The sequence below is a fragment of the Paractinoplanes rishiriensis genome (genome assembly GCF_016862375.1).
In the GTDB taxonomy this organism is placed as follows: Bacteria; Actinomycetota; Actinomycetes; order Mycobacteriales; family Micromonosporaceae; genus Actinoplanes; species Actinoplanes rishiriensis.
In genome coordinates, this window is sequence record NZ_BOMV01000005.1 from 250762 (window position 1) to 273509 (window position 22748).

Sequence of the window (22748 nt, forward strand, 5' to 3'; positions counted from 1 at the left end):
TCACCCACAGGAGCCACCATGGCGGTCACCCAGATCGATCTTGACGAAGAGGCGCTGGCCGAAGCGATGCGGCTGTCCGGCGCACGAAGCAAGAAGGAAACGGTGAACCTCGCCCTACGCGAGTATGCGGCTCGGCACCGCCGCATCGCTGCCCTCGAGCAGCACGCCGCTGTCGCGCAGACGTGGGACTACGAGGGGTGGCAGGAGATGCACGCCGCCGGCAAGGCACCCGCTGCATGATGCGTTATCTGGCCGACTCGTCGGCTCTGTGGCGGTTGCTGCGCGACGCCGAGGTGCGGGCCGGCTGGGCCGACGTGATCTCTGATCACGCCATCGGTTCGTGTCATCCCCAACGTACCGAGTTTCGCCGTTCCGCGCGCAACCTCGACGAGTACGAGCAGATGACCGCCATGTTCACCGACCTTTATCCCGACGTTCCGCTTCCGAAGTCGGCATGGCAGTGGGTCGAATCCGCGCAGTACCGGTTGCTGCGTGGCGGAGTGCACCGGGCGTTGTCCTGCGTCGACCTGCTGATCTGTGCGTGCGCAGCTATCCGCGGGCTGGTGATCCTGCATGACGACAACGACTTCGCAGCCGCCGCGCAACACCTGCCCGACCTCGCCGAACGACGGGTCCACTCGCTGCCCTTGAGCGCGCTGGCGAACCGTTAAAGCGCACCCAAACCGAGATGGCAGCCAGCTTGCGGCCTTCCCGCGAGACGGACAGGCGATATCAATCGTGGTGATCGGTTCCCCCGTCGCGTCCGGCTGCTCGACGTACTCACCGATCTCGCGCCCTCGACATCCCCGGCGCCTGGCAGGTGCTCCGCGACCTCACCGGACTTCGCTCCGGCCGCCGGTCACCTCGGCGAGTGGACGCTACCGAGCGCGATCACGTTCGGCCACGACGGCAAGCCGCTGTATGTCCAGGACCCGCGAGACAACACGCCGTCCATCAGAGCCACGCTGAACCGCACCGGCGGCAAGGACGACTTCCACTTCGTCCTCGGTGCCCCGGCTTAGCCGATCGTGACTCAGCCGTCGAGGGTTTCGGCCGGCTGACCCGTGATCGCGGCTATCAGGTCGAAATCCTTGTCGACGGTCAGGACCGTCAGTCCCGCTTTCTCGGCGGTCGCCGCAATCAGCAGGTCGGGAATGGACGGTGCACGATGCTGGCCGCGATCGGCCAGGAGCAACTGCACCTCGAAGGCCCTGTTCTCGATGGCGGACGTCAGATATTCGATCGGCATCAAGGCCAGCGGCGGGAGAGCGAACTGCCGGCGGCCCGCTTCTCCGGATCTTGCTGAGTATCCGAGTTCGAGCCGGGTGATCGTCGACAGCCGGACCAACCCACGGCCGATGCGTGCGCTCCACTGGTCGCGCTGCGCCGTCTGGCCGAGTTGCAGCCGCACATACGCGGACTTGTCGATCAACCAGCTTGTTACCGCCACGCGGCATCCGTCACGGCCGGGTCGGCCAGGTCCGCGAAGACCTCCGCCGATCGTTGCCAATCGTCGGCGGTGACCGTCCGCTCACCGGCAGGAACGGTGGTGCCCTCGAACTTTCGGCGAAGGTCAGTAGCTGGTGCGGAGGTATTCGATCGCGTCTGCCCCACCGGGCGCGCTGGTCGCGGACAAAGCGGATACCAGCGCCGCGACATCCTGCGGCGGTAACGGCGTGCCCTCGCCGGTTGCCAGCCGCAGGCGGACCTCGTCCGATTCCCCGACCACCAGCAACTGGGGGATGGTGTCGGCGCGGTCGGCGGCGCGCCATCGCATCTGGGTGGGACGCACCGCGACCGAACGCGCCCGGCCCAGGTCGACGGTGCGCTGGCGCGCGGCCCGGACGGTCAGCCGCGACCCCTCCAGCCAGGCCGCGGTCCGTGCCACCCGGATGATGTTGACAACGGCCCACGCCCCGAAAAGTCCGGCGCCTACGAGGCCGAGCACGACCGGAATCGCGATCAGGGCGCCCATGTTCCCGCCCGGACCAAGCGAGAAGGCAATCACCAGCCCCAGCATGAGCCCGGCCGCAAAGCTGGCCGGCGTACCCACCACCCCGATGATGATCATCACGGCGAGCCGCGAGCTGCGACTCTCCGCGAAGCCGTAGGCCAGCTCATGACGTGACTCGATCTGCACCCGTCGATGATGGCAGGCGTTTTGGCCGGCTTGTCGAGGACCCTCCACGGGTACGCAGAGCAGCGGGGGCGGCCAATTGGCCGCCCCCGCGATGTCAGCTCCGGCGAGCCGGGCGGCCGCGCGAGCGGACCGCCATGAACACGAGCAGAGCACCGAACAGAATCGCGCCGACGCCCAGGCCGATGGGAGTGAGCAGGTGCCGGGCCGGCGGTCCGGTGGTGGGGAGCGTCTCGTCTGATCCGCCCGTGTCGGCCGGCAGATCGACGACGACAGTCACCTGTTGGGTGACGACAACCCCGGAGATCGTGCCGGTGGCCGTCAGCGTTGCCTTGCCGCTCCGATCGAGCGTGACAGGCGTGCTGAACGCGCCGGACGAGTCCGCGGTCACCGTCTTGAACGCGGCCTTGACGAATCCCGGCTTGGACGGCCGCTGGGCGGACTGCAGCGACGCGCCGCCCGTCCCGAAGGCGATGTTGATGGCGATCGGCTCGCCCGGCGAGAACCCTCGTCCGGAGAAGACCACAGGCTCACCCGGGGGAACCGTGCCGTTGGAAATCGACGATGCCGGCGGTTCGATGGGATAGCCGGGTTCGGCATGGGCCGCGACCGGGGCGAACAATATCCCGCCGACCGCAGCCAGCATGAGCAGAAGTCGGCGTGCGGGCACCTTGCCTCCCTTGTTGACGATCGGGTTGCTCCTCCCCAATCTAGGCATCCGGGGGTCCACTCGCCGTAAATCATGTTTTTTACTCTCAATTCCCCCTAAGCTGGTAAAACCACCTCGTTCAGCAGAGAGAGGTGGCTGGGATGCACAGCATGGAGTCAACCCCCGCGAAAGCCGGCCGGGCGCCGACCCGTCGACGGGTGGTACGGGTCCTGATTCTGTCGGTGTTGCTGTGCGGCAGCGGGTTCGCGGTGGCCGGCTGGGAGGCGCGCCAGGCGGCCCAGGCCCGCGGCCACCTGCTTCACGCCGCAACCCTGTTCGACGGCCTGCAATCGCAGCTTGCCGCCGGCAGCTTCGCGGCCGCCAGCACCACGGTCACGGCTATGCGCCGCGAGACAGCTGCCGCCAAGGAACGTACCGGGGATCTTGCATGGCGGCTGGGCGGCCATGCTCCGGCGGTGGGGGATGACGTCCGAGCCGTCCGTACCGTGACGTCGGCACTGGACGATCTTGCCGCCGGAGTGCTTCCGTCGCTGGTCAACGTCGCGGCAAGGATCGAGGCGCTGGCCCCCCGTGGTGGGGTCGTTGATTTGGCCGCCCTGTCGGATGCGGCTTCCGAGCTGGGCGCGGCCGAAGTCACGTTGCGCCGGATTCGCGACCGGATCAGCGCTATCTCGACAGGTCACCTGGTCGGCCCGCTCGCTGCCCCGATCGCCGAGTTGGACGGGCAGCTCAGCCGAGCAGTCGAGCTCATCGGCTCCGCGCTGCGGGCGGCAAAGTTGATCGCCCCGATGCTGGGAGCGTCCGGTCCGCGAACCTACCTTGCCCTGTTCCAGAATCCGGCCGAGGTCCGCGCAACCGGCGGCATGCCCGGTGCATATCTGGTGATCGAGGCGGACCGCGGCGTGATCCGCGTCGTCGACGACGGCATGGCCTCCGGCGGCCTGGCGATCAGCAACGTGCCGGTCCTCGCGCTGAACCCCGAGATGACGGCCTTGTACGGCACCGCGATCGGGCGCTATCCCGCCAACATCAACCAGACTCCGGACTTTCCAACTGTCGCCCGGCTGGCCCGCGAGATGTACCGCCGGCATTCCGGGCGAACCGTAGACGGCGTACTGGCCACCGATCCGGTGGCCCTGTCATATCTGCTCGGCGCGACCGGCCCGGTCGTTGTGCCCGGGGGACCTGAGTTGCGCGCCGACAACGCAGTACACGTGCTGCTGTCCGACGTCTATGCCGGCTCGCGGTCGCGCCCACAGCAAGATGCCTATTTCCGCACCGTGGCGCACGCGACGTTCGCGGCGTTGTCGCGGCGGCCGATCCCGGCGCGCCCCATGCTGGCCCAGCTGGCCCGCGCTGCCGGTGAGCGGCGTCTCCTCGCCTGGAGCGCCCGCCCCGACGAGCAGCGCCTGCTGGCCGGCACCGTGCTGGAAGGCGTGCTTCCGCAGGACCGTCCGCAGGCCCCGACCGTCGGGGTGTTCCTCAATGACGGTGGTGGCGGAAAAATGAGCTACTACCTGCGGCCCGCGGCACGGCTCGGAGACACCGGATGCAAGCTTGCCGGCCGTTCGGTGCTGAAGCTGCGGCTGACGCTGTCATCCACGGCTCCGGCAAAGGGCCTGAGTCCGTACGTGCGCAATTCCGCCGCGGCGCTGGATCCATACACCATCCGAACCCACGTATCCGTCTTCAGCCCCACCGGCGGGTCCGTGATCGAGGCGCGCCTGGACGGCGTCGGGTCACCGTTCAAGGCTGGTTCGGAGGGCCGTCGCGCCGTCGGGATCATCTCGGTCGACCTGGCACCGGGCACGAGCCGACGGCTGGAGGTGACCTTGCTCGCCGACTCGGGCACGGTAGAGGCAGCCCGGCTTTGGACGACCCCGACGATCAGCCCATGGCGGATCGAGCACCCACCGGCCGGCCGATGCTGACCGGATACGGCCCGGTGCCGGCGAACCAGTCGATGGTCTGGCGAAGTCCCTCCGCCAACGCGATCGGCGCCAGCCCGGGAAAGAGGCTGCGCAACCGGTCGTTCGCCCCGTGGGAGTGGCGGACGTCGCCCGGTCGAGCGGGCTCGTACCGGACATTCAGGTCCCGGTCGAGCAGTTCACCGATGAGCTCGATCACCTGCCGGATGCTGACGCTCTCACCGAAGGCGAGGTTCACCGGCGCGTCGGCGGTGACCCGGCAGAGCACGGCCTGGGTCAGCACGTCGACGACCGATCCGACGAAGGTGAAGTCGCGGGTCTGCTGGCCGTCGCCCTGCACCGTCAGCGGTTCCCCGTTCAGCGCGGCATGTACGAAAGCCGGGATCGCCGCGGCGTAAGCATGGCCGGTCGACTGGAACGGCCCGTACACGTTGAAAAATCGCAGGACCAGCGTCGGCAGGCCGAAGGAGGCGGCGTAGGCGAGCGCGTAGGACTCGGCCGCGAGTTTGCTCGCGGCGTACGGACTGAGCGGCCGGGTCGCCAGACCTTCGTGCTTGGGCAGGTCAGGCGTGGCGCCATAAACCGACGAGGACGACGCCGCGACGAGATGCGCACCGGAGCGCCGGCATGCCTCCAGAAGGTTGACCGTGCCGGTGACGTTGGCGTCATGGCTCGCGAACGGATCGGCCAGCGAACGTGGGACTGAGGGACGCGCGGCCAGGTGGACCACGGCGTCGGCCCGGTCCAGCACCTCCCGCAGCGGCCCCTGGTCGCGGATGTCGCCGACCACCAGCTCGACGCCGGCTCCGGCGAGGTTGGCCGCATTGCCGGTGCTGAGGTTGTCGTAGGCAACGACCCGGTCGATTCCGGGCTGGTCGACGAGCGCCCGGCACAGGTTCGCTCCGATGAAACCGGCTCCACCGGTGACCACCACATTCATCGTTCTGTCTCCTCGGCTTCTGGTGCTCGCCGGACCGGTCGCGGCCACCAACCGCCTTCCGCAGCGAGCGCGGCGTAGAGCCGGTCGGTGTCAGCCACCAGCCGGTCGGTACTGAACTGCTCAACGCAATAGGCTCGTGCGGCCCGGCCCATGGCCTCGCGGCGCGCGGGGTCACGCAGCAGGGCCGCCGTGCACCGGGTCAGAGCAGCGACGTCGACGCTTGCCAGGACGCCGGTCCGGCCGTCCTGGATCACCTCAGCGACGCTGCCGACCCGCGTCGCCACCGCGGCGACGCCGGCCAGGCCGGCCTCGATCAACGACATCGGCATGCCCTCGTTGTCGGAAGTCAGCAGCGCCAGGTCGGCTGCCGCGTAGACGGTCTCGACGTCACTGCGCCACCCCCCTAGCCGCAGTGTGTCCGGCAGCTCGCGGGAGGCCGCCCGGAGCTCGCCCAGGCGATCGCCCTCGCCGAAGACCGCGAACACGACGTCCGGTACCAGCTCGCGTACTTCACGCGCGACCGCCGCCAGCCGGTCCGGGCGTTTGATCCCGGTGATTCGGCCGACGGACACGACCACCGGCCGGTCCCTGGGCAGGCCCAGCCGTTCGCGTGCAGCGGCCCGGTCCGGCAGGTCGGGCAGTGTGGTGCCGGGCGGTACGACGACGAACTGACCCGGACGCCCTATGCCGGCCTCGATCAGGTCGTCGCGGACCTGCCTGCCGACGGCGACGAGCCGGTCGGTGCGCGCGGCCAGGCACCGCTCGGCTGTCGTCACGAGACGGGTCACCGACCGCGGGAAGTATCCGTGCAGCAGGTGCCCGTGGAAAGTGTGCACGCGCGCCGGCACGCCGGTGATCGCTGCGGCCAGCCGGCCGAGCGCGCCGGCCTTCGCGCTGTGGGTGTGCATGATGTGTGGCCGGAACTCACGGACCGCGGTGACCAGCTCGGCCAGCGCCCGGAGGTCGTCGAGGGGCCGGACTCGCCGGCCCAGGGCCGCGATCCGATAAGTCGGCAGGCCGGAATCCGACCACTGGTGATGATCAGCCTCGTGGCCCTGCACGTGGCCGGCGTAGAGCCGCTGATCGTACCGGTCCGGATCGAGCCCGCGGAGGAGTCCGAGAACCTGGACCGCCGGACCGCCGATGTTCATGCGGGCGATGACCCGCATCACGCGCAGCCGGTCGTCAGGCACGCATCCTCCAAGCTCCGACCCTCTATCCCAAGTAAACCGGATATGTACTGTCTAATATGGCGAATCCCGTATTATCTGGACGTGATCTTCGCCGAGGGGTCGCCCGACGTTGCTGTCGGCGCCGCTGATCCGCATCCGCCCCACCCGCGCGTCGGGCGGGTCTGCCTGGTCATCGGGCAGCTCGGTCTCGGCGGCGCGGAGAAGCAGCTCGCCCTGCTCGCGTCGGGCCTGCGGAAACGGGGAGTCGAGGCGACGGCGGTGGTGTTGCGTGAGGGCGGCCCCCGCGAGGAGATCCTCCGGGATGGCGGCGTGCCGCTGATCAACCTTCGCCTCCGGCCGGCCGCGTCCAGGTGGCAGCAGCTCGCCCTGCTGCCGCTGGCAATCGACCGGCTCAGGCGGACGATGCTTCAGCTGCGCCCCGACGTCGTGCACGCCTTTCTCTTGCACAGCTACGTGTTGAGCGTCCCGGCCGCGCGCCTGGCCAGAGTCCCGGTCTGCGTCGCGGGCCGGCGAAGCCTGAGCACCTTCCGGACCGGACTCCACCCCGCGGTCGTCGCGTTCGAGCGCCTCGCGACCCGGATGACCGATCTGCTGATCGCCAATGCGGACGCCGTGGCCGACGACGTCGTGCGCACCGAAGGCGTCGCTCGGGACCGGATCCGGGTGGTGTACAACGGGCTCGCCGGCTCGTCGTTCGAGCCGGCCACACCCGCACAGCTCACCACCTCCGCTCCCGTCATCATGTGTGTGGCCAACCTGCGGGCCTACAAGGGTCATCGCTACCTGCTCGAAGCGGCGGCCCGCCTGGGCGAACGCGGCCTGGCGTGCACACTCGCGCTGATCGGCACGGGCCCGGAAGAGGAGTGCCTGCAACACCAGGCCGAGGCGTTGCGCCTCGACGCCCGTTTCCTGGGCGCGCGCACCGACATCGCCGCGCTCCTTGCTCGTGCGGACGTGGTCGTACTGCCGTCCCTCACCGAAGGCATGAGCAACGCCGTGATGGAGGCGATGGCCGCCGGAAAGCCGGTCGTTGCCACCGATGTCGGCGGCACCGCGGAGTTGCTCGAGGGTCGCGGGATCCTGGTTCCCCCGGCCGACTCGGCCGCCCTCGCGGCCGGGTTGGAACGCCTCTTGCGGGACCCGGACCACGGGCGCCGCCTGGCCGGCGCCGCCCGTGCCTGGAGCCGTCAGTTCCTCCACCTTGACGGCATGGTGGACCGGCATCTGGCCATCTACTCGGAACTGTTGGAGGCCCGATGTGCGGGATAGCCGGGATGGTGTCGACCGACGAGGTCGACCCCGGACTCGTCCGGCGCATGTGCGCCGCCATCGAGCATCGTGGCCCGGACGGAGCGGGCTACCACACCGGCCCGCAGGTCGCCCTCGGCATGCGCCGGCTGGCCGTCATCGACGTCGCCGGCGGACAACAGCCGGTCCGTAACGAGGACGGCACGGTGCTCGCTGTGTTCAACGGCGAGCTCTACAACCACCCCGAGTTGCGAGCGGACCTGATCCGGCGGGGGCATCGCCTGACCACCAGGAGTGACACCGAATGCCTGGTGCACCTATATGAGGAGTACGGCGACGACCTGGTACACCGGTTGCGGGGCATGTTCGCGTTCGCGATCTGGGACGCCGGCCGCGCCCGTCTGCTGCTCGCCCGCGACCGGGTCGGCAAGAAGCCGTTGTACTGGCGCTCGGCCGGGCCCGGACTGGCGTTCGCCTCCGAGCTCAAAGCACTGCTCCAGGACCCGGCCTGGCCTCGCCGCGTCGACCACGAGGCTCTGCACCACTACTTGACCTATCAATACGTTCCGGCACCGTGGTCCATCTACACGGGCGTGCAGAAGCTGCCGCCGGGGCACCTGCTCGTCTGGCAGAACGGCATCGCCTCGGTGCGTCGCTACTGGCGGCTCGACTTCACCCCACGGCCGGCACAGAGTGCGGGCGAAGCCTGCGAACGAATCCGGACGCTGCTGCTGGAGGCGACCCGGATCCGCATGGTGAGCGAGCGTCCGCTCGGCGCGTTCCTCTCCGGCGGGATCGACTCGTCCGCTGTCGTGGCGGCGATGGCGAGGCAGAGCACCGACCCGGTGCGGACCTTCAGCATCGGCTTCGAGGAACGCGGCTACGACGAACGGCGCTACGCCCGCATGGTGGCCGCGCGATATCGGACCGACCACCACGAGATGGTGGTGACCCCGTCGGCCCTGACGGTGCTTCCGACCCTGGCGTGGCATTTCGACGAACCGTTCGCGGATTCCTCGGCGATTCCCAGCTTCTACGTGGCCCAGCTGAGCCGGCAGCACGTGACCGTGGTGCTGAACGGTGACGGGGGCGACGAATGCTTCGGCGGCTACCAGCGCTACGCGGTGATGGCCCGGCTCTCCGGGTTACCCGTGCGTGCTCTGGCCCCTCTCGTACCGGCTCGGCTGGGTCCGCTACTCACCCGGTCGCTGCCGCACAAGCTTGGACGAGCCTTCGCCTTGCTTGGGCAACCAGCCGCCCGGCGGTACGGCCGACTGATGTCGTATTTCGATGCGGAGCAGAAGCTCGCGCTGTACTCGGACGCGTTGCGGGACGAGCTGGAGGACGTCGACAGCTACCGTCTCTTCGACGAGACCTGGGCCGCGTCGGCCGCGGACAGCGACGTCGGCCGTGCCATCGACACCGATGTGAACACCTACCTGCCAGGCGACCTGCTCCCCAAGGTGGACATCACCACGATGGCGAACTCGCTGGAGGCGAGGTCGCCATTTCTCGACCACCATCTCCTGGAGTGGGCGGCCGGTCTGCCGACCCGCATGAAGGTGACGTCCGCGGACACCAAGCGCATCCTGAAACAGGCCGTCGTGGACTGGCTACCGGCCGAGGTGGTGAATCGGCCGAAGATGGGGTTCGGCGTGCCGATGGCCTCCTGGCTCCGCGGCGCCCTCCGGGACCACGCGTACGACCTGCTCACCGACCACACCGCGCGTAGCCGCGGCCTCTTCCGGCCCGATGTCGTGTCGGGACTGCTCCGCGAGCACGAATCCGGCCTCGACCGGAGCCGGCAGCTCTGGGCACTGATCCAGTTCGAGCAATGGCACCGTTCGCACGTCGAGGTCCCGGCGGCGACCACCGCGGACGCGTGGATCTGAGTCCGCGCCGCCCGCCGGCGGGCACCCGGGCGGAAAAGGTCCGCAACGCCATCGGCGCGTACGGCATCCGCCTGGTCCTTGGCGCAGTGACCGGGGTGGTCATCTCCCGGGCGTTGAATCCGGAGGGGCGCGGAACCTACTACGTCATCGTGACGATCGTCTCGATCGCGACGGTTCTCGGTCACGTGTCAATCGGTCAGGCGAGCGTCTCGTTCTGGTCGGGCGATCGCGCCGCGATCCCGTCGAACAACCTGGTGCTCGGCCCCCTGCTGGGCGTCGCGTCGGCGGTGGTGACCGCTCTGGTGATCGCGGTGATGTGGCCGGGCGTCGTACCACCGTCCACCCGTCCGGTGCTGTTTCTCGCGCTGGCCACGGTGCCGTTCCTGGTGGCCGCCATCCATCTGAACACCGTGGTGCTGCTGCTCGACCGGGTCAACGTGGTCAACGGCGCGGTCGCGGTCGCCGCGCTGGTGCAGTGTGGAGCGCTGCTGGGGTGGACTTCCTCGGGTCATCTGTCGACGTCAGCGGTGGTCTGGATCTGGGTGGTGGCAGGCGTCGTACCCTTGCTGTTCTTCGTACCGGTGCTCCGGCCGCACCTGGGCCGGGGGGATGTCCGGCTGGCCTGTCGCATGGTCAGTGCCGGTCTTCGGTACCACGTCGGGGTGGTCGCGCTTTACCTTCTTTCCCGGCTCGACGTCCTGATCATCCACCGGCTCGCACCCGGTGCACCGGTGGGTTTGTACACCTTGGCGGTCAGCGTCGGGGAGATCACCCAGATTGCGACGGCCGCACTCGCCCAGGCGGTGCTCTCGGACCAGGCGGAGGCGAGCCTGGACAGGGCCACCGGACTGACCATCCGGAGTGTGCGCGTCTCGGTGATCATGGCATCCTGCGTGGTAGGCGCGCTGTGCCTGACGGCACCGTGGCTTGTCCCGGCGCTCTACGGCGCCGACTTCGGTGGCAGCGTCCCGGCGATCTTCGCCCTGGCTCCGGGACTGCTGGCGCTCGGCGCAACCCGCTCGCTCTCGCCTTATCTGCTTCGGCTCGACCGGCCCTGGCGGGTTTCCGGCATCGCCCTGCTGGCCTTGCTCATCAACGTGGTGCTCAACCTGCTCCTCATTCCGGCCTGGGGCGTCGTGGGGTGCGCGTGCGCGTCGAGCGCGGGATGGCTGGTGTACGCCGGATGCCAGGTGTCCTGGTTCACCAAGGCGACCGGCACACCGATCGCCGCCCTCCTGCCCGGCCGGAGCGACCTGGCGCGACTGCGGTCCGAGGTCGCCGCGCTCAGTCCGTGGGCCAATCCTGGCCAGAATCACGAGGTCGCGCGCTGCGCCCCCGGCGCCCGGGCCGGGCAGCGCCCAGTGGAGAAAGGCACCGGCTCGTGGCCGCGGTGAACTGGCGGACTTTCGTCAAGACCGGCCGTGACCACCTGCTGCGCCGCAAGCCGCGCCTCCAACGGACCATCCGCGAGCTGGCGCGGCGGGGGCATCTGCCGCCGGCCGTGTGGCTCAGACTGCACCCCATCGGGATCTGGACGCTGCGGGCCCCGGACGGAGCGCCGTTCCTCTATAACTCCGACTTCGACGATGACCGGCTCGCCCGACACATCGTGTGGACCGAGCTGCGCCACTGGGAGTCCAGCGTCCAGCCGGTGTTGTTCGAGCTGGCCCGGCACGCCGAGGTCTTCCTCGACGTCGGCGCCTACTCCGGGATCTACACGCTTCTGGCCTGCGTCGCCAACCGGGACCTGCACGCGATCGCCTGCGAGCCGAACCCGGCCAACCTCGCCCAGTTGCGTTCCAACGTACGACTCAACGGCCTCGACAACCGGGTCACCATCGTGGCCGAGGCGTTGTCGTGGGCCTGTGGCCGGGGGAGGTTGACGATTCCCGCCGACACCTCGCGCGCAACCCTGCGCCGCGTCCCCGGCCGTGCCGGAACCCGCGAGATCGAGGTCGAGGTCACCACCGGTGACCAGCTGCTGGGTGACGGGCGGGTGGACCTGATCAAAGTCGATGTCGAAGGTCTCGAGTCGCAGATCCTGGCCGGCCTGGAGAAGGTGCTGGCCGCGCACCGGCCGACCATCATCGCCGAATGCCTGGACCAGCAGGCGCTGCTGCGGGTCCGCGCCACCACGTTCCGCTTCGGCTATCACCACATCTACCACCTCGACGGGCACGGTCCGGTGCCGATCGACGACACCTTCATCCATCCGCAGCGGTGTCCGCACTTCTTGTTCCGCACCGAGCCGATGGTCTACCCGGGGCGAATCACGACCGGCCAGGAATCCCGGTCGGCGGGCGGCTGAAGCCTCACGTCAGCTGGGGTGGTGCCCGGAACACGTACTCGTTGCACCCCAGGCCGCCGGCGCAGGTCTTCAGGTGCTGCAGCTCGAACCCTCGGTCACGCAGAAAGTCGAACACGGTCTCGGGCTTGGCCACCTCGAACGGGTAGCCGCCGACCCAGTCGATCAGGTCATGCCGTACGGACATGCCTCGGGCCCGCGGCGGCTGGCCACCCCGGAACCACCGGATCATCCGCAGCAGCGGCTGCCAGCGCCACAGGTAGCCGGCGCTGAGGAGGACAATGGCTGTCCGCCCCACGCGCCCGGTCAGGTTGTAGCTCCGCTTGACCCGCCGCCACAACCGGCTCTGCAGCCCCTGGTCGTTGTACACCGACACGAACAGCAGCCCGCCCGGCTTCACCAAGCCGGCGACGAAAGCCAGCGCGCGCCACAGATCGCCGGTGTGATGCAGCACCCCCCAGGAATAGACGATGTCGTGTTGGCCCAGTCGCGCGACGTACTCCTCGTCCAGGATCGAACCGGGCTCGATCGGCCAAGTGGCGTCGGGCGCGAATCGGGCGCGCAGCTCGGCGGTGGCCGCCACCGACTCGGCATCGAAATCGAAGGACCGCACCTCGGCGCCGAGGCGATGTGCCGCGAGCGAGAACAGCCCGCTCCCGCAGCCGACGTCGAGAAACGTACGGCCGGTGAGGTCCGGGCTGCGCAGCGCACGGGCGAGTGAATCTATCGCTGTCTTGATCTTCGTCTCGTCGACGGTGCCGATGAAGTCCTGCCAGTTCGCGCCAAAGGCGAACCGTTGTCCGGCGCGGATCTCGGTACGACTGTCGACCATGACGGCATCCCTTCTGCCTTACGGTTGCGGCACCCGGCGAGGAGGCACCCGAGGGCGAGCCAGAACGGCACGCTGACAAAGATGTTCGACAGGAAGTTGCCGAACAGCAGACCGGTCGCATAGACCACCACGATGGCGCGCAGAACCATCCCCGCCTCGTCCCCGCCGCCACGCATCGCCCGTACCAGGAGCACCGCGAAGAGCGCACTGGCCGGCATTCCCGCCTCGCAGACGAGCCGCGCGTACTCATTGTGGGTGTTGATGAAGATGCCCATCTCCGGCGCGGCGGCGGCGTACGGCGGAAACATGCCATACCCGATGCCGCGCAGCGGGTGCTCGACCGCGACCTGCAGGGCCAGCCGCAGCACCTCCGCGCGGATCGTGCTGTTGGCATCCAGTTCGGTGGTGGACCGGCCGCCGAGCAGCAACTCCATCAGGACGTCGCCGAACAGCACCGCCAGCAGGGCTCCCGCCGCGATCACGAGCGCCCGCTGGGGCCAGGAGCGCTTGCTGAGCATGAGATAACCGGCTCCGGCGGCGATGGCAACCAGTGCGCCCCGGGACTGGGTCTGCACGAGCGCTACCGCGCCGGGCGCCGCAGCGATGAGCCATGCCGGTTGACGGGCATGCCAGGCGAGCCCGATGGCGGCGATGCAGGGCAGCGCGAGCAGCATCCCGAGGTAATTGGCATTCAGGCTGGCACCGACCAGACGGCCCGCGGCGAGCGCCCCACCGGCCAGGATGATGCCGGCCACGACCGCGCCGGCGACCGCGATCGTCTTGGCCATGACCGCCGGATCCGGCGGCGCCGACAGGGCCGACGCGGCCACCGCCAGCCCGATCAGCACGCCGGCCAGATCGTGCCAGGGTGACAGCGGTGTCGATCCCGCGGTGACCGGGTAGAGCAGGCTGACGCTCAGCGCGGCGGCGAACAGGGCAAGCCAGCCAACGGCACGACGCAATTGCAGCGCACCGCCGACGAAACGCAGCAACAGACCGATACCCAGCGCCATCGTCGCGCCGCAGGCGATCACGAAGGCCTCTGCCGCCAACGGCGCGAGCAGCCAAGCCGGTGCCATCGCGGCGACGAGCCGGTGCGGGGGGACGAGGAGTCCGAGCCCACCGGCCGCCAGCAGCATCAGTTCGTCGAAGCCGACCCGGCTCTCGATGGCGACATAGAGGAGCGCGGGCGCCCCGGCGACGCCCAGCACGACCAGGAGGATCGACCGTCGCCCGATGGGGTTCGCGGCGAGGCGCGCGCGGTGGTCGAGGACCATCGTCACCGCCTTCTCGTCGCCCGGCCTACCACGAAGGTAAAAATATCCCGTCTACGTCCGTTTAGTGCGTGATTAACGGAATGAGCCCATGAAGCACGCTTCATCGGTAACGTGCCGATCTGATCGATGACGTAGGGAGAGGCATGCCGAGCGGTGCATATCTGGTCACGGGCGGAGCCGGATTCATCGGCTCGCACCTCGTCGACGCCCTCTTGGAGGCCGGCGCCCGCGTCGTCGCGCTGGATGACCTGTCGACCGGACGGCTGTCCAATCTGGACCGAGCACGCAGAAATCCGGAGTTCCGCTTCGTGCAGGGCTCGGTGCTCGACGAACTGGTCATCGATGACCTCGTCCACCAGTGCGACACCGTCGTGCACCTCGCCGCTGCAGTCGGGGTCAAGCGTGTCGTCGAACAGCCGCTGAAGTCGCTGACGACCAACATCCGGGGTTCGGAGATCGTCATGGCGGCGGCACACCGGTACCGGCGGAAGATCCTGCTGGCCAGCAGCTCGGAGATCTACGGCCGGAATTCCAGCGGCCCGCTCGACGAGGGCGCCGATCGGATCCTCGGCAGCCCTGCGGTGGTGCGCTGGGCATACAGCACCGCCAAGGCGGTCGACGAGATCCTGGCGAACGCCTACCACCGGGAGCGCGGCCTTCCGACAATCGTGGTCCGCATGTTCAACACCGTCGGCCCGCGGCAAAGCCCGGCCTACGGCATGGTCATCCCCCGGCTCGTCCGCCAGGCCGTGGCCGACGAGCCCTTGACCGTCTTCGGCCACGGCCGGCAGACGCGGTGCTTCGCACACGTCCTGGATGTGGTGGACGCGCTGCTGGCCCTGCTCGACGACGTCCGCGCCGTGGGCGAGACCTTCAACATCGGCTCATCCGAGGAGATCAGTATCGGCGCACTGGCCGAGTTGATCATCGAGCGGTCCGGCAGCCGGGCAGAGATCCGGCTCATTCCGTACGAGCAGGCGTACGGCGCCGGCTTCGAGGACATGGATCGCCGGGTCCCCGATACCCGGAAACTCCGCGAACTGACTGGCTGGGCTCCGCGATACACCCTGCACGACGTTCTGCGGCAGACAATCGAGGAAGCCCGGAGTGAGGCGCTCAGGTCTGGTGAACTGGTGGCGCCGTGAGCCTGCCGGCCGGGTTGGTGCTCCCCGCGGGCACCTGCCTCGCGACCGTCCTCGTGCTGGTCATTACCGGACCGGTCCGACGCGTGGCGCTGCGCCTGGATCTTACCGACCGGCCGATGCCGCACAAGGCCCACCAGCGGCCGACGCCGTATCTCGGTGGCGTGCCCTTGGTTCTGGGATGCCTGCTGCCGGTCGCCCTCCTCGCCTGGCCGTGGAGCGCTCAGGTCGTCACGATCGTGGTCGCCGGCCTATTCGTCGCCGGGCTGGGCCTGACTGACGATGTCGTCAACCTGTCCAAGCGAACCCGGCTCGCCGCGGAGGCGCTGGCGGCCACCGCGGTCACGCTCACCACGCAGCCAGTGACGGTGTTCGGAGTTCCGTGGCTGGACACGATGATGACGGTTGCCTGGATCGTCGTGATGACCAACTCGTTCAACCTGCTCGACAACATGGATGCGGCCGCGGCCGCGGTCGGCGCAGCCACGGCCGCCGTCATGGGCATCGCAGCGCTGGTCGCCGGCAAGGGTCCGGTCGCGCTGCTCCTGCTGTGTCTCGCCGGCGGCTGCGTCGGTTTTCTCGCGCACAACCGGCCGCCGGCACGCATCTTCATGGGCGACGCGGGGTCCTTGTTCATCGGGTTCATGCTCGCCACCGCCGCGCTGCTCTGCGTTCCCTCCGGCCGCGGCGACTCCTACGCGGTGCTTCTGCTCGTCTCGTTTGTCGCGATCGTGGACACCCTGCTCGTGGTGATCGACCGCCGTCGCGGTGGCCGGCCGTGGCACATCGGCGGCACGGATCACGTGTCGCACCGCTTGCGCCGGCTGGGTCTCAGCTGCGGACGAGTCGCGGTGGTCCTGTTCTTGGGAACCACCGCTTCAACCGCGCTGGGCATGCTCGTGGCCGCCGGTGTGATCCCCGGGTGGCCGGCATTCGGGCTCGGATTGCTCGGCGTGGCGACAGCAGTCTCGCTGCTGTTGACGGTTCGGATCCGCGAGCCCAGCCCTTCATGACCGCCACCGAAGCCAAGGAGAGGCCGCAGTGGAACTGCGCACCGTCGTCCGCCTGTTACGTGACGAATGGATTCTGATCCTGGTCGTCACCGTGCTCGCCGTCGCCGGCGGCGGCTTCCTGACCTGGCGACAGACACCCCAGTACGCCGCTCAGACCACGTTGTTCGTGTCGACGTGGACCGACGCCAGCGACGCCACCAAGGCATACCAGGCCAGCCTGCTGTCACAGCAGAAGGTGAAGTCGTACACCCACCTGCTCCACGATCACCGCGTGCTGCAACGCGTCGTTGACCGCCTGCAGCTGCCGATGACCGCGGAACAGATGGCCGGGGCGGTGACCGCCGAGGCGGTACCGGACACGGTGCTGATCGTACTGACCGCATCCGACCCCTCACCCGACCTTGCCGCCCGGATCGCCGACACGGCCGCCGCCGAACTCATGCACCTGATCCCGAGTTTGGAGAGTCTGCCGAACGGCCAGCGGTCCCCGGTTCGGCTGGCCGGTGTCAGCGCCGCCAAGGTTCCGACGGCGCCGGTGTCACCTCGGCCGACGCGAAATGCGGCCTTGGCGCTGGCGGTCGGGCTCCTTCTGGGAATCCTCCTGGCCACCGCACGCCGTTCTCTCGACAGCACCGTCAAGTCGCTGGAGGAAATCGCGGAGGCGTCCGGCGAACCCGCCCTGGGCGCCGTGCCGTATGACGCGAGCGCGAGCCGGAACCCGATCATCAGCGGCCAGCAGACCCACGGCCCTCGTGCGGAGGCGTACCGCAAGATTCGCACCAGCCTCCAATTCGTGGACGTCGACCGGGCGCACAAGGTACTGCTCGTGACGAGCAGCGTGCCGGCCGAGGGAAAGTCGGTCACCGCGTGCAACCTTGCCCTCAGCCTGGCCGAGACGGGCCGGCGGGTGCTGCTGATCGACGCCGATCTGCGCCGTCCGCGCGCCGCCCGATACCTCGGTCTGCCCAGCGGGGCGGGGCTGACAAGCGTCCTGCTGGGCAAGTCGAGCTACTCGGCTGCCGTGCAGTCCTGGGGACTGACCCCATTCTGGGTACTCGCGAGCGGAGCCATTCCACCGAACCCGACCGAGATGCTCGGCTCCCAACACATGCACAAATTGCTGGAAGACCTGCGAGACGAGTACGACGCGATCATCGTTGACGCGCCGCCGACACTGCCGGTCGCCGACGCGCTGGCCATCGCTCCCGCCTGCGACGGCGCGATTCTGGTGGTGCGCTACGGCCGGACCCAGCGTGAGCAACTGGCTCAGACGGCGGCGGCCCTACGCAAAGCAGAAATTGATGTCCTCGGGACCGTGCTGAACCGCGCGCCGCGGCGGGGGCGCGAATCGTATTACTACGATCCGTACACCGTCCAGCACGACGGCGATCCAGCGACCATCGACACGCTCGTCCGGCCGGGAACACCGCAGCCGGTGGAGAGCCGCTGAGCGGATGAACGACCATCGACCGTTTTCCATTTTGCACGTGTGCGTCGGCAACATCTGCCGCTCGGTGCTGGCTGAACGCCTCACCCGGCTGGAGGTTCAGAAGCGGCTCGGCCGGCAGGCCCACCTCGTGCAGGTCTCGAGTGCGGGCACTCGGGCCCGGCCCAACGCGCCGATGCACCCGCACACCGCTGCCGCGCTGAGGGCACTGGGTGCGACGACGGACCAGTCAGCCGCCCGGCGGCTGACCCCCGCTCTCATCACCGCCGCCGACGTGATCCTGACCGCGACGGTAACCGAACGGGACGACGTGCTGAGCATGATGCCGGCCGCCTTGAACCGCACCTTCACGCTGCGGGAGTTCGCCCGGCTGTCGGTTCACCTTCCGCCGCCAGAATCATCGCCGTTGTTCCAGCCGCGGGCCGTGGTGTCGACAGTGCTGGGCCTCCGTTGGCGCCTGGCGGCCGGCGCCTACGACGGCGACGACATCGCCGACCCACGCCGCACCCGTGCTGCCTTGCAGGTGTGCGCGGGCGTGATCGCGGACGCCGTGCGCTGCAGCATGTCGGCGTTGTTCACCGCAGGCGACGCACTGCGGCTGGAGGATCAGCCGAGGGCATGAGGCAGTACGCAAGGCGGCGGGGGCGGCCAATTGGCCGCCCCCGCCTTCGTTCGGTCAGGTGGTGCTTACTTGATGACTACGCGCTTGGTGGCGCTGTAGCCGGGGAGCAGGCCGTCCGGCGTGTGGCCGGCGACGAACGCCCGCAGGGACTGCGTCGAGCGGCTGGGCGAGTTGACGGTGGCCTTCCACAGGTTGTTGCTACCCGTGGTACCGCGCCACGCGTTGACCCACTTGCCGCCGACCCAGCGCTGCACGATGACCGTCTGGCCGGCCGCGCGCGGGTTGCCCTGCACGGCCAGGCTGAGCTTGCCCCGCGAGGGCGAGCTGGCCACGAACACCGGCACCTGCTGGACCAGGACCCGGACCTCTTCCGAGTTCAGGTCGTTGGCCTGGGTGGCGAACCGGTAACCGGTACCGATCCACCGCGAGAACGAGTACTGGCCCTTGTCGTCCGCCGTGGTCATGGTGATGTACTTCAGGTCACCACCACCGATCGGCGCACCCCACAGCTCGACCGAGGCACCAGCGGCAACCTCACCGCTGATCGGGACGGCAACCGCGCCGCTCACCTTGGCCGGAGCGCTGATCGACGGAGCGCCGGGGTCGCCCGGGTCACCGGGGTCACCGGGGTCGCCCGGGTCACCCGGGCCCGGGTCGCCGCCGCTGCCGCCGTCGTTGGCGAGGATGACAACCTCGCCGGTGCCCTTGGCGACGGTCGCACCGTAGGGCGACGTCGGCGTACCGAGCTTGACGTAGAAGTTCTCGTTGCTCTCGCCGAGCTTGTCGTTGATGATCGGCACCTTGATGAAGGTGCTCATCGTCCCAGGCTCGATGGTCAGCGTGCCCTTGGTCTCGGCGTAGTCCGAGCCGGCCTTCGCGCTGCCGTTCACCGTGTAGTACGGGATCGTGATTTTCTGCTGCGTCTCGGTCGTGTCACCCACGTGCGTGAGATCGACGTGGACGTCGACGGAACCCTCGTCCTCCTTGATCGTCTCATCGCGGATCGAGGCAGCCGGCGGCACGTCGGACGGGTCGTCCGTGATCTTGTACGTGCCGACCGAGGTGGCGAACCCAGCGAGCGCCGGAGCGACCTCCTTGGCCGTGATCGTGAACGTCTCGGTCGCCTCGTCGATGGTGTCCGGCGTCAGGTAGATGTCGACCGGGAACAGCGCCGGGTTACCGATCAGCGCGACGTCACCGGTGGTGCCCCGGGTGACGGGCACGGTGGTGGAAGCCACCTTGGCCGGCACGTCGAAGTCCTTACCGGCAGTGGCGGCGTCGGGAGCGGCACCCTCGACCGTGAAGGCGAGCGTGTACGCGGCCTGCGCCACACCTTCGATGGTGGCGTTCACCCGAAGGAGGCTGCCCTCGTTGGCGGTCAGGTTGTTGAACTTGACCGTCGGCTTGGCGTCATCGTTCGTGATGGTCACCGCGGCCCGGTGCAGCGTTCCGGCCGCGGCCGTGGCCTCGACGTCGGTGCTGGCGGTCGTCGGCTCGACGATGATGGTCTCGTCCGCCTCGTACACCGTGTCCGAGTTGACCGGAATCTCGATGTATCCGGTCGTCTGGCCGGCTTTGATCGTCATCGTGGTGGCGGTGGGCAGGTCGTAGTCGTTCGCGCCGGCCGTCGCGCCCTTGTTCTCGCCGAGGTCCGTCGCGGTGCCGTCGGTGATGCCCGGGTTGAACACGGTGTCCGTGCTGGACGGCGCGGACAGAGTGACCGGAACCTTCGCCGTGACGACCCCAGTCGCACCCTCGTCGACCGAAGCGTTGCCCACCGACCAGGTCGGCTTCGCGTCATCAGTACCTTCGACGATGTAGATCGACGTGTTAGCCGCGACGACCGTGCCGGTGGAGCTGGTGACCACGACCTGGAAGCTCTCGCTGGTGCCTTCCTTGGTCGTGTCACCGACGATCGTCACCGGGATCTCCAGGGTGCCCGGCGTGGTGCCGGCCGGGACCAGGATGCTGCCCGCGGTGCCCTTGTAGTCGACGCCGTTCGTGGCGGTGACGTCCTTGAACGCATAGTCCAGCTTGACCGGGACCGGCCAGGGAGCGCCGCCACCACCGGCGAGCGTCACGCCGATCTTGCGGGCGACGTCGCCGCTGATGCCCTCGTTGAAGCCGACGCCGGCATGCGCGCCACCGAGGTTGTCGCCCTCTTTACCCGTGGTGCTCAGGGTGGCCCCAGGACCGTTGTCGTCATCGGTGATGATCCCGTAGGCCGTGACCGGCGTGCCGAGCGTGGCACCGCTAGGAGAACTGAGGGTTACCTTCATGTTCTCCGGGCCCTCGAAGTCCGAGTCCAACTTGATCAAGGAGGACGCGTAACCGGTGAGGGTGTACTGCGGAATGGTCACGCTGGCGGGCGCGGTGTAGTCGTCGGTGTCGGCCGCGAGGGAGTCCGAACGGTTGACACCGTCGCCGGCGGTCGCCGTGACGGTCACCGCCGATTCCGAAGCTGCTGACAGCTTGACCGGGAAGGCGAGGTATTCGCCTTCCGTCGCCTTGTCCGTCGGCTCCCCGATGCTGACCGTCGGCTCCGCGTCGTCATCGGTGATCCCGATCTCCGGCGTCTGATCCGCGATGGCCGCGCCGTTGCTTCCGACGTCGAAAGGCTGGGGACCGTACAACGCACTCGTGGCCGGCACCACGCTGAAATACTGCGTGGCCGGCTCATCGACGACATCGTCGTTGAGCGTGACGTCGACGTAGCCGGAGTACGCGTACGCCGGGATGGTGATCACCGTACCGGCCGGCAGGGCGTTGAAGTCCCGGAACTCGCCCTTATTGGAGTTCGCGACCAGATCGGGAGTGACCGCAGTCACGCCGCCGGGGACCGCCGACACCGGGATCGTCACCGGATGACCCACCGTGGTGCTCAGCGTAGCGGTGACCCGGACCGTCTTCTGCACACCCGCGGTAGCCGTCTCGGCAGCCGTGGCCGGCGCCTTCAGCGTGTAGGTGGGGTACGTGGTGGTTGCCCAGATAGTGCCGGTAGCGGACTTCGTCCAGCCGTTCGTGTCGGCCGCGATGAGCTGGAACGTCTCGTCGTCCGTCTCGGCGTCGGCCTCGGTGGCGACCGAGACGGTCAGCGTGTTGTTCTGACCGGACGCGGTGCCGGGGAACGTGATCGAGGCAGGCGACATCGAGTCGCTGTCGTAGTCGTGGGTGCCGTTGACCGGCGTGGCATTCCCCACGGCAGAGAGCGGACTGGATGCCCCAGTGGTGAAGGTGAAGTCACCCGGGGCGGTTCCGGTATACGTGACCTTGAAGGTGACCGCGCCACCCTCCCAGTTACCGGCATCGGCAATGGTCAGGTTGTTGATGTTGGACGCATTGACGGCCTGTGCGGGCGAGGCGACCATGACCGCGGGGACGAGGCCGACCGCCGAAGCGGTGAGAACCGCCAGCGCTTTCTTGAACCGCATGTGGCCCCAGAGGGCGATCGGCACCCGCTCCCGCAGGGCCGCTTGGATTGGTCGATAACGCATTCTCTTCCTTACTCCTTCGGCGGCTGGGCTGCCTCCGGCAGGGAGGCCCCTGGCTTTGCGCCCCCGCCTCACGACGGGTTTGCCTGTTCGGGTACCGCACCAGCGGGGCGGCTCGGAGGTGTGCCGGCAGAACCGGTTTGACTGCGCCGAACAAGGCGGATAACGAGATCCGACCTGTTCGCGCTTTCGTAATCTAACCGGCTTATAGCCCCCTTACCGGCGGATCGCTTTTTTAGGAAGAAATCGTCATAACACGACCCGTCACAAGCGCAAAACGCCTGGTAAAGCACTGTCAAGCAATACAAATCACAATAGGCCGCCGACGCGCGCTAAAAGACTGGATGTCCGTTTCTGAATCGGACATTCAGTTAATTAGGCTAGATCCAGGACGAACCCGATCGCCAATGCAAATATCGCCTAGGAACGCCGCCGGCGCAGCGCCGCGAGCCCCAGCCACCACCCCTCGCCCAAGGTCACCACCGTCGCGGACAGGCTGACGCCGAGCAGCAACGGCCCCGAGCCGGTATCCCCCGCCCCATCCACGCCCCGCGGATAGTCGCGGACCGCCGGGCCGACTCCGAACGGGGCAGCCAGGAAGGGGCCACGGA

The 22748-nt window shown here is 68.6% G+C and carries 20 protein-coding genes and 1 riboswitch; of the genes, 11 read left to right on the plus strand and 9 right to left on the minus strand.

All coding sequences use genetic code 11. The features are described 5' to 3' along the window. Nucleotides 1–18 precede the first annotated feature (18 nt). Nucleotides 19–240: a type II toxin-antitoxin system VapB family antitoxin gene (locus Ari01nite_RS03100; protein ID WP_203778990.1), complete on the plus strand. Its 222-nt coding sequence runs from the start codon at nt 19–21 to the stop codon at nt 238–240. Next, nucleotides 240–671, plus strand: a complete 432-nt coding sequence (locus Ari01nite_RS03105; RefSeq protein WP_203778991.1) for a PIN domain-containing protein — start codon at nt 240–242, stop codon at nt 669–671. The genes Ari01nite_RS03100 and Ari01nite_RS03105 overlap by 1 nt, the downstream gene beginning before the upstream one ends. A 362-nt stretch (nt 672–1033) precedes the next feature. Here Ari01nite_RS03105 and Ari01nite_RS03110 read toward each other — a convergent pair whose 3' ends face one another. From Ari01nite_RS03110 to Ari01nite_RS03120, 3 genes are all read right to left on the minus strand, one after another. Further along, nucleotides 1034–1450, minus strand: a complete 417-nt coding sequence (locus Ari01nite_RS03110) for a PIN domain nuclease (RefSeq protein WP_203778992.1) — start codon at nt 1448–1450, stop codon at nt 1034–1036. Nucleotides 1451–1573: 123 nt separating this feature from the next. Continuing rightward, on the minus strand, nt 1574–2140 hold the full coding sequence (locus Ari01nite_RS03115) for a hypothetical protein (protein WP_203778993.1): 567 nt from the start codon (nt 2138–2140) through the stop codon (nt 1574–1576). A gap of 94 nt (nt 2141–2234) precedes the next feature. Then, nucleotides 2235–2807: a hypothetical protein gene (locus tag Ari01nite_RS03120; RefSeq protein WP_203778994.1), complete on the minus strand. Its 573-nt coding sequence runs from the start codon at nt 2805–2807 to the stop codon at nt 2235–2237. A 140-nt stretch (nt 2808–2947) separates the two neighbouring features. On the opposite strand from Ari01nite_RS03120, the gene Ari01nite_RS03125 reads away from it, so the two are divergent. Further along, nucleotides 2948–4738 (plus strand): DUF4012 domain-containing protein, encoded by a 1791-nt coding sequence (locus Ari01nite_RS03125; protein WP_203778995.1) that lies wholly within the window; start codon nt 2948–2950, stop codon nt 4736–4738. On the opposite strand, the gene Ari01nite_RS03130 is transcribed toward Ari01nite_RS03125, so the two are convergent. Together Ari01nite_RS03130 and Ari01nite_RS03135 are read right to left on the minus strand one after the other, a co-directional pair. After that, a complete protein-coding gene (locus Ari01nite_RS03130) occupies nt 4695–5675 on the minus strand; it encodes an NAD-dependent epimerase/dehydratase family protein (RefSeq protein WP_203778997.1) in 981 nt (326 codons plus the stop codon). The two genes, Ari01nite_RS03125 and Ari01nite_RS03130, sit on opposite strands and share 44 nt — an antisense overlap. Beyond that, the gene (locus Ari01nite_RS03135; RefSeq protein ID WP_203778999.1) at nt 5672–6868 is read right to left on the minus strand and encodes a glycosyltransferase; all 1197 of its coding nucleotides are present in this window, start codon (nt 6866–6868) and stop codon (nt 5672–5674) included. Before Ari01nite_RS03135 ends, Ari01nite_RS03130 begins: the two co-directional genes overlap by 4 nt. An 81-nt stretch (nt 6869–6949) precedes the next feature. On the opposite strand from Ari01nite_RS03135, the gene Ari01nite_RS03140 reads away from it, so the two are divergent. The 4 genes from Ari01nite_RS03140 to Ari01nite_RS03155 are packed head-to-tail and all read left to right on the plus strand — an operon-like array spanning nt 6950 to nt 12316. Further along, nucleotides 6950–8137, plus strand: coding sequence for a glycosyltransferase (locus Ari01nite_RS03140; protein ID WP_203779001.1), 1188 nt, complete (start codon nt 6950–6952; stop codon nt 8135–8137). A 5-nt stretch (nt 8138–8142) separates the two neighbouring features. Beyond that, nucleotides 8143–10008 carry an asparagine synthase (glutamine-hydrolyzing) gene (gene asnB / locus Ari01nite_RS03145; RefSeq protein ID WP_203779003.1) on the plus strand — a complete coding sequence of 622 codons (1866 nt, stop codon included), beginning with the start codon at nt 8143–8145 and terminating at the stop codon, nt 10006–10008. Further along, nucleotides 9999–11402 (plus strand): lipopolysaccharide biosynthesis protein, encoded by a 1404-nt coding sequence (locus Ari01nite_RS03150; protein ID WP_203779005.1) that lies wholly within the window; start codon nt 9999–10001, stop codon nt 11400–11402. Before asnB ends, Ari01nite_RS03150 begins: the two co-directional genes overlap by 10 nt. After that, nucleotides 11399–12316, plus strand: a complete 918-nt coding sequence (locus tag Ari01nite_RS03155; protein ID WP_203779007.1) for an FkbM family methyltransferase — start codon at nt 11399–11401, stop codon at nt 12314–12316. Before Ari01nite_RS03150 ends, Ari01nite_RS03155 begins: the two co-directional genes overlap by 4 nt. Nucleotides 12317–12320: 4 nt before the next feature. On the opposite strand, the gene Ari01nite_RS03160 is transcribed toward Ari01nite_RS03155, so the two are convergent. After that, complete coding sequence (locus Ari01nite_RS03160; protein ID WP_203779009.1) at nt 12321–13145, minus strand: class I SAM-dependent methyltransferase; 825 nt, start codon at nt 13143–13145, stop codon at nt 12321–12323. Further along, the gene (locus tag Ari01nite_RS03165) at nt 13037–14422 is read right to left on the minus strand and encodes an O-antigen ligase family protein (protein WP_239162434.1); all 1386 of its coding nucleotides are present in this window, start codon (nt 14420–14422) and stop codon (nt 13037–13039) included. Before Ari01nite_RS03165 ends, Ari01nite_RS03160 begins: the two co-directional genes overlap by 109 nt. A gap of 143 nt (nt 14423–14565) precedes the next feature. On the opposite strand from Ari01nite_RS03165, the gene Ari01nite_RS03170 reads away from it, so the two are divergent. From Ari01nite_RS03170 to Ari01nite_RS03185, 4 genes are read left to right on the plus strand one after another with little or no spacing between them, the layout of a single operon-like run. Next, nucleotides 14566–15567: an NAD-dependent epimerase/dehydratase family protein gene (locus Ari01nite_RS03170; RefSeq protein ID WP_203779013.1), complete on the plus strand. Its 1002-nt coding sequence runs from the start codon at nt 14566–14568 to the stop codon at nt 15565–15567. Beyond that, entirely contained in the window at nt 15564–16577 is a 1014-nt protein-coding gene (locus Ari01nite_RS03175; RefSeq protein ID WP_203779015.1) for a glycosyltransferase family 4 protein, read from the plus strand. Before Ari01nite_RS03170 ends, Ari01nite_RS03175 begins: the two co-directional genes overlap by 4 nt. 28 nt (nt 16578–16605) lie before the next feature. After that, entirely contained in the window at nt 16606–18027 is a 1422-nt protein-coding gene (locus tag Ari01nite_RS03180) for a tyrosine-protein kinase domain-containing protein (RefSeq protein ID WP_203779022.1), read from the plus strand. A gap of 37 nt (nt 18028–18064) precedes the next feature. Continuing rightward, a complete protein-coding gene (locus tag Ari01nite_RS03185) occupies nt 18065–18646 on the plus strand; it encodes an arsenate reductase/protein-tyrosine-phosphatase family protein (RefSeq protein ID WP_203779023.1) in 582 nt (193 codons plus the stop codon). Nucleotides 18647–18711: 65 nt separating this feature from the next. Here Ari01nite_RS03185 and Ari01nite_RS03190 read toward each other — a convergent pair whose 3' ends face one another. Beyond that, nucleotides 18712–22140 carry a Calx-beta domain-containing protein gene (locus tag Ari01nite_RS03190; RefSeq protein ID WP_203779025.1) on the minus strand — a complete coding sequence of 1143 codons (3429 nt, stop codon included), beginning with the start codon at nt 22138–22140 and terminating at the stop codon, nt 18712–18714. Between the two features lie 15 nt (nt 22141–22155). Then, a riboswitch (cyclic di-GMP riboswitch) is annotated at nt 22156–22234 on the minus strand. Nucleotides 22235–22557: 323 nt separating this feature from the next. Then, on the minus strand, nt 22558–22683 hold the full coding sequence (locus Ari01nite_RS50805; RefSeq protein WP_275410820.1) for a hypothetical protein: 126 nt from the start codon (nt 22681–22683) through the stop codon (nt 22558–22560). Nucleotides 22684–22748: the final 65 nt, after the last annotated feature.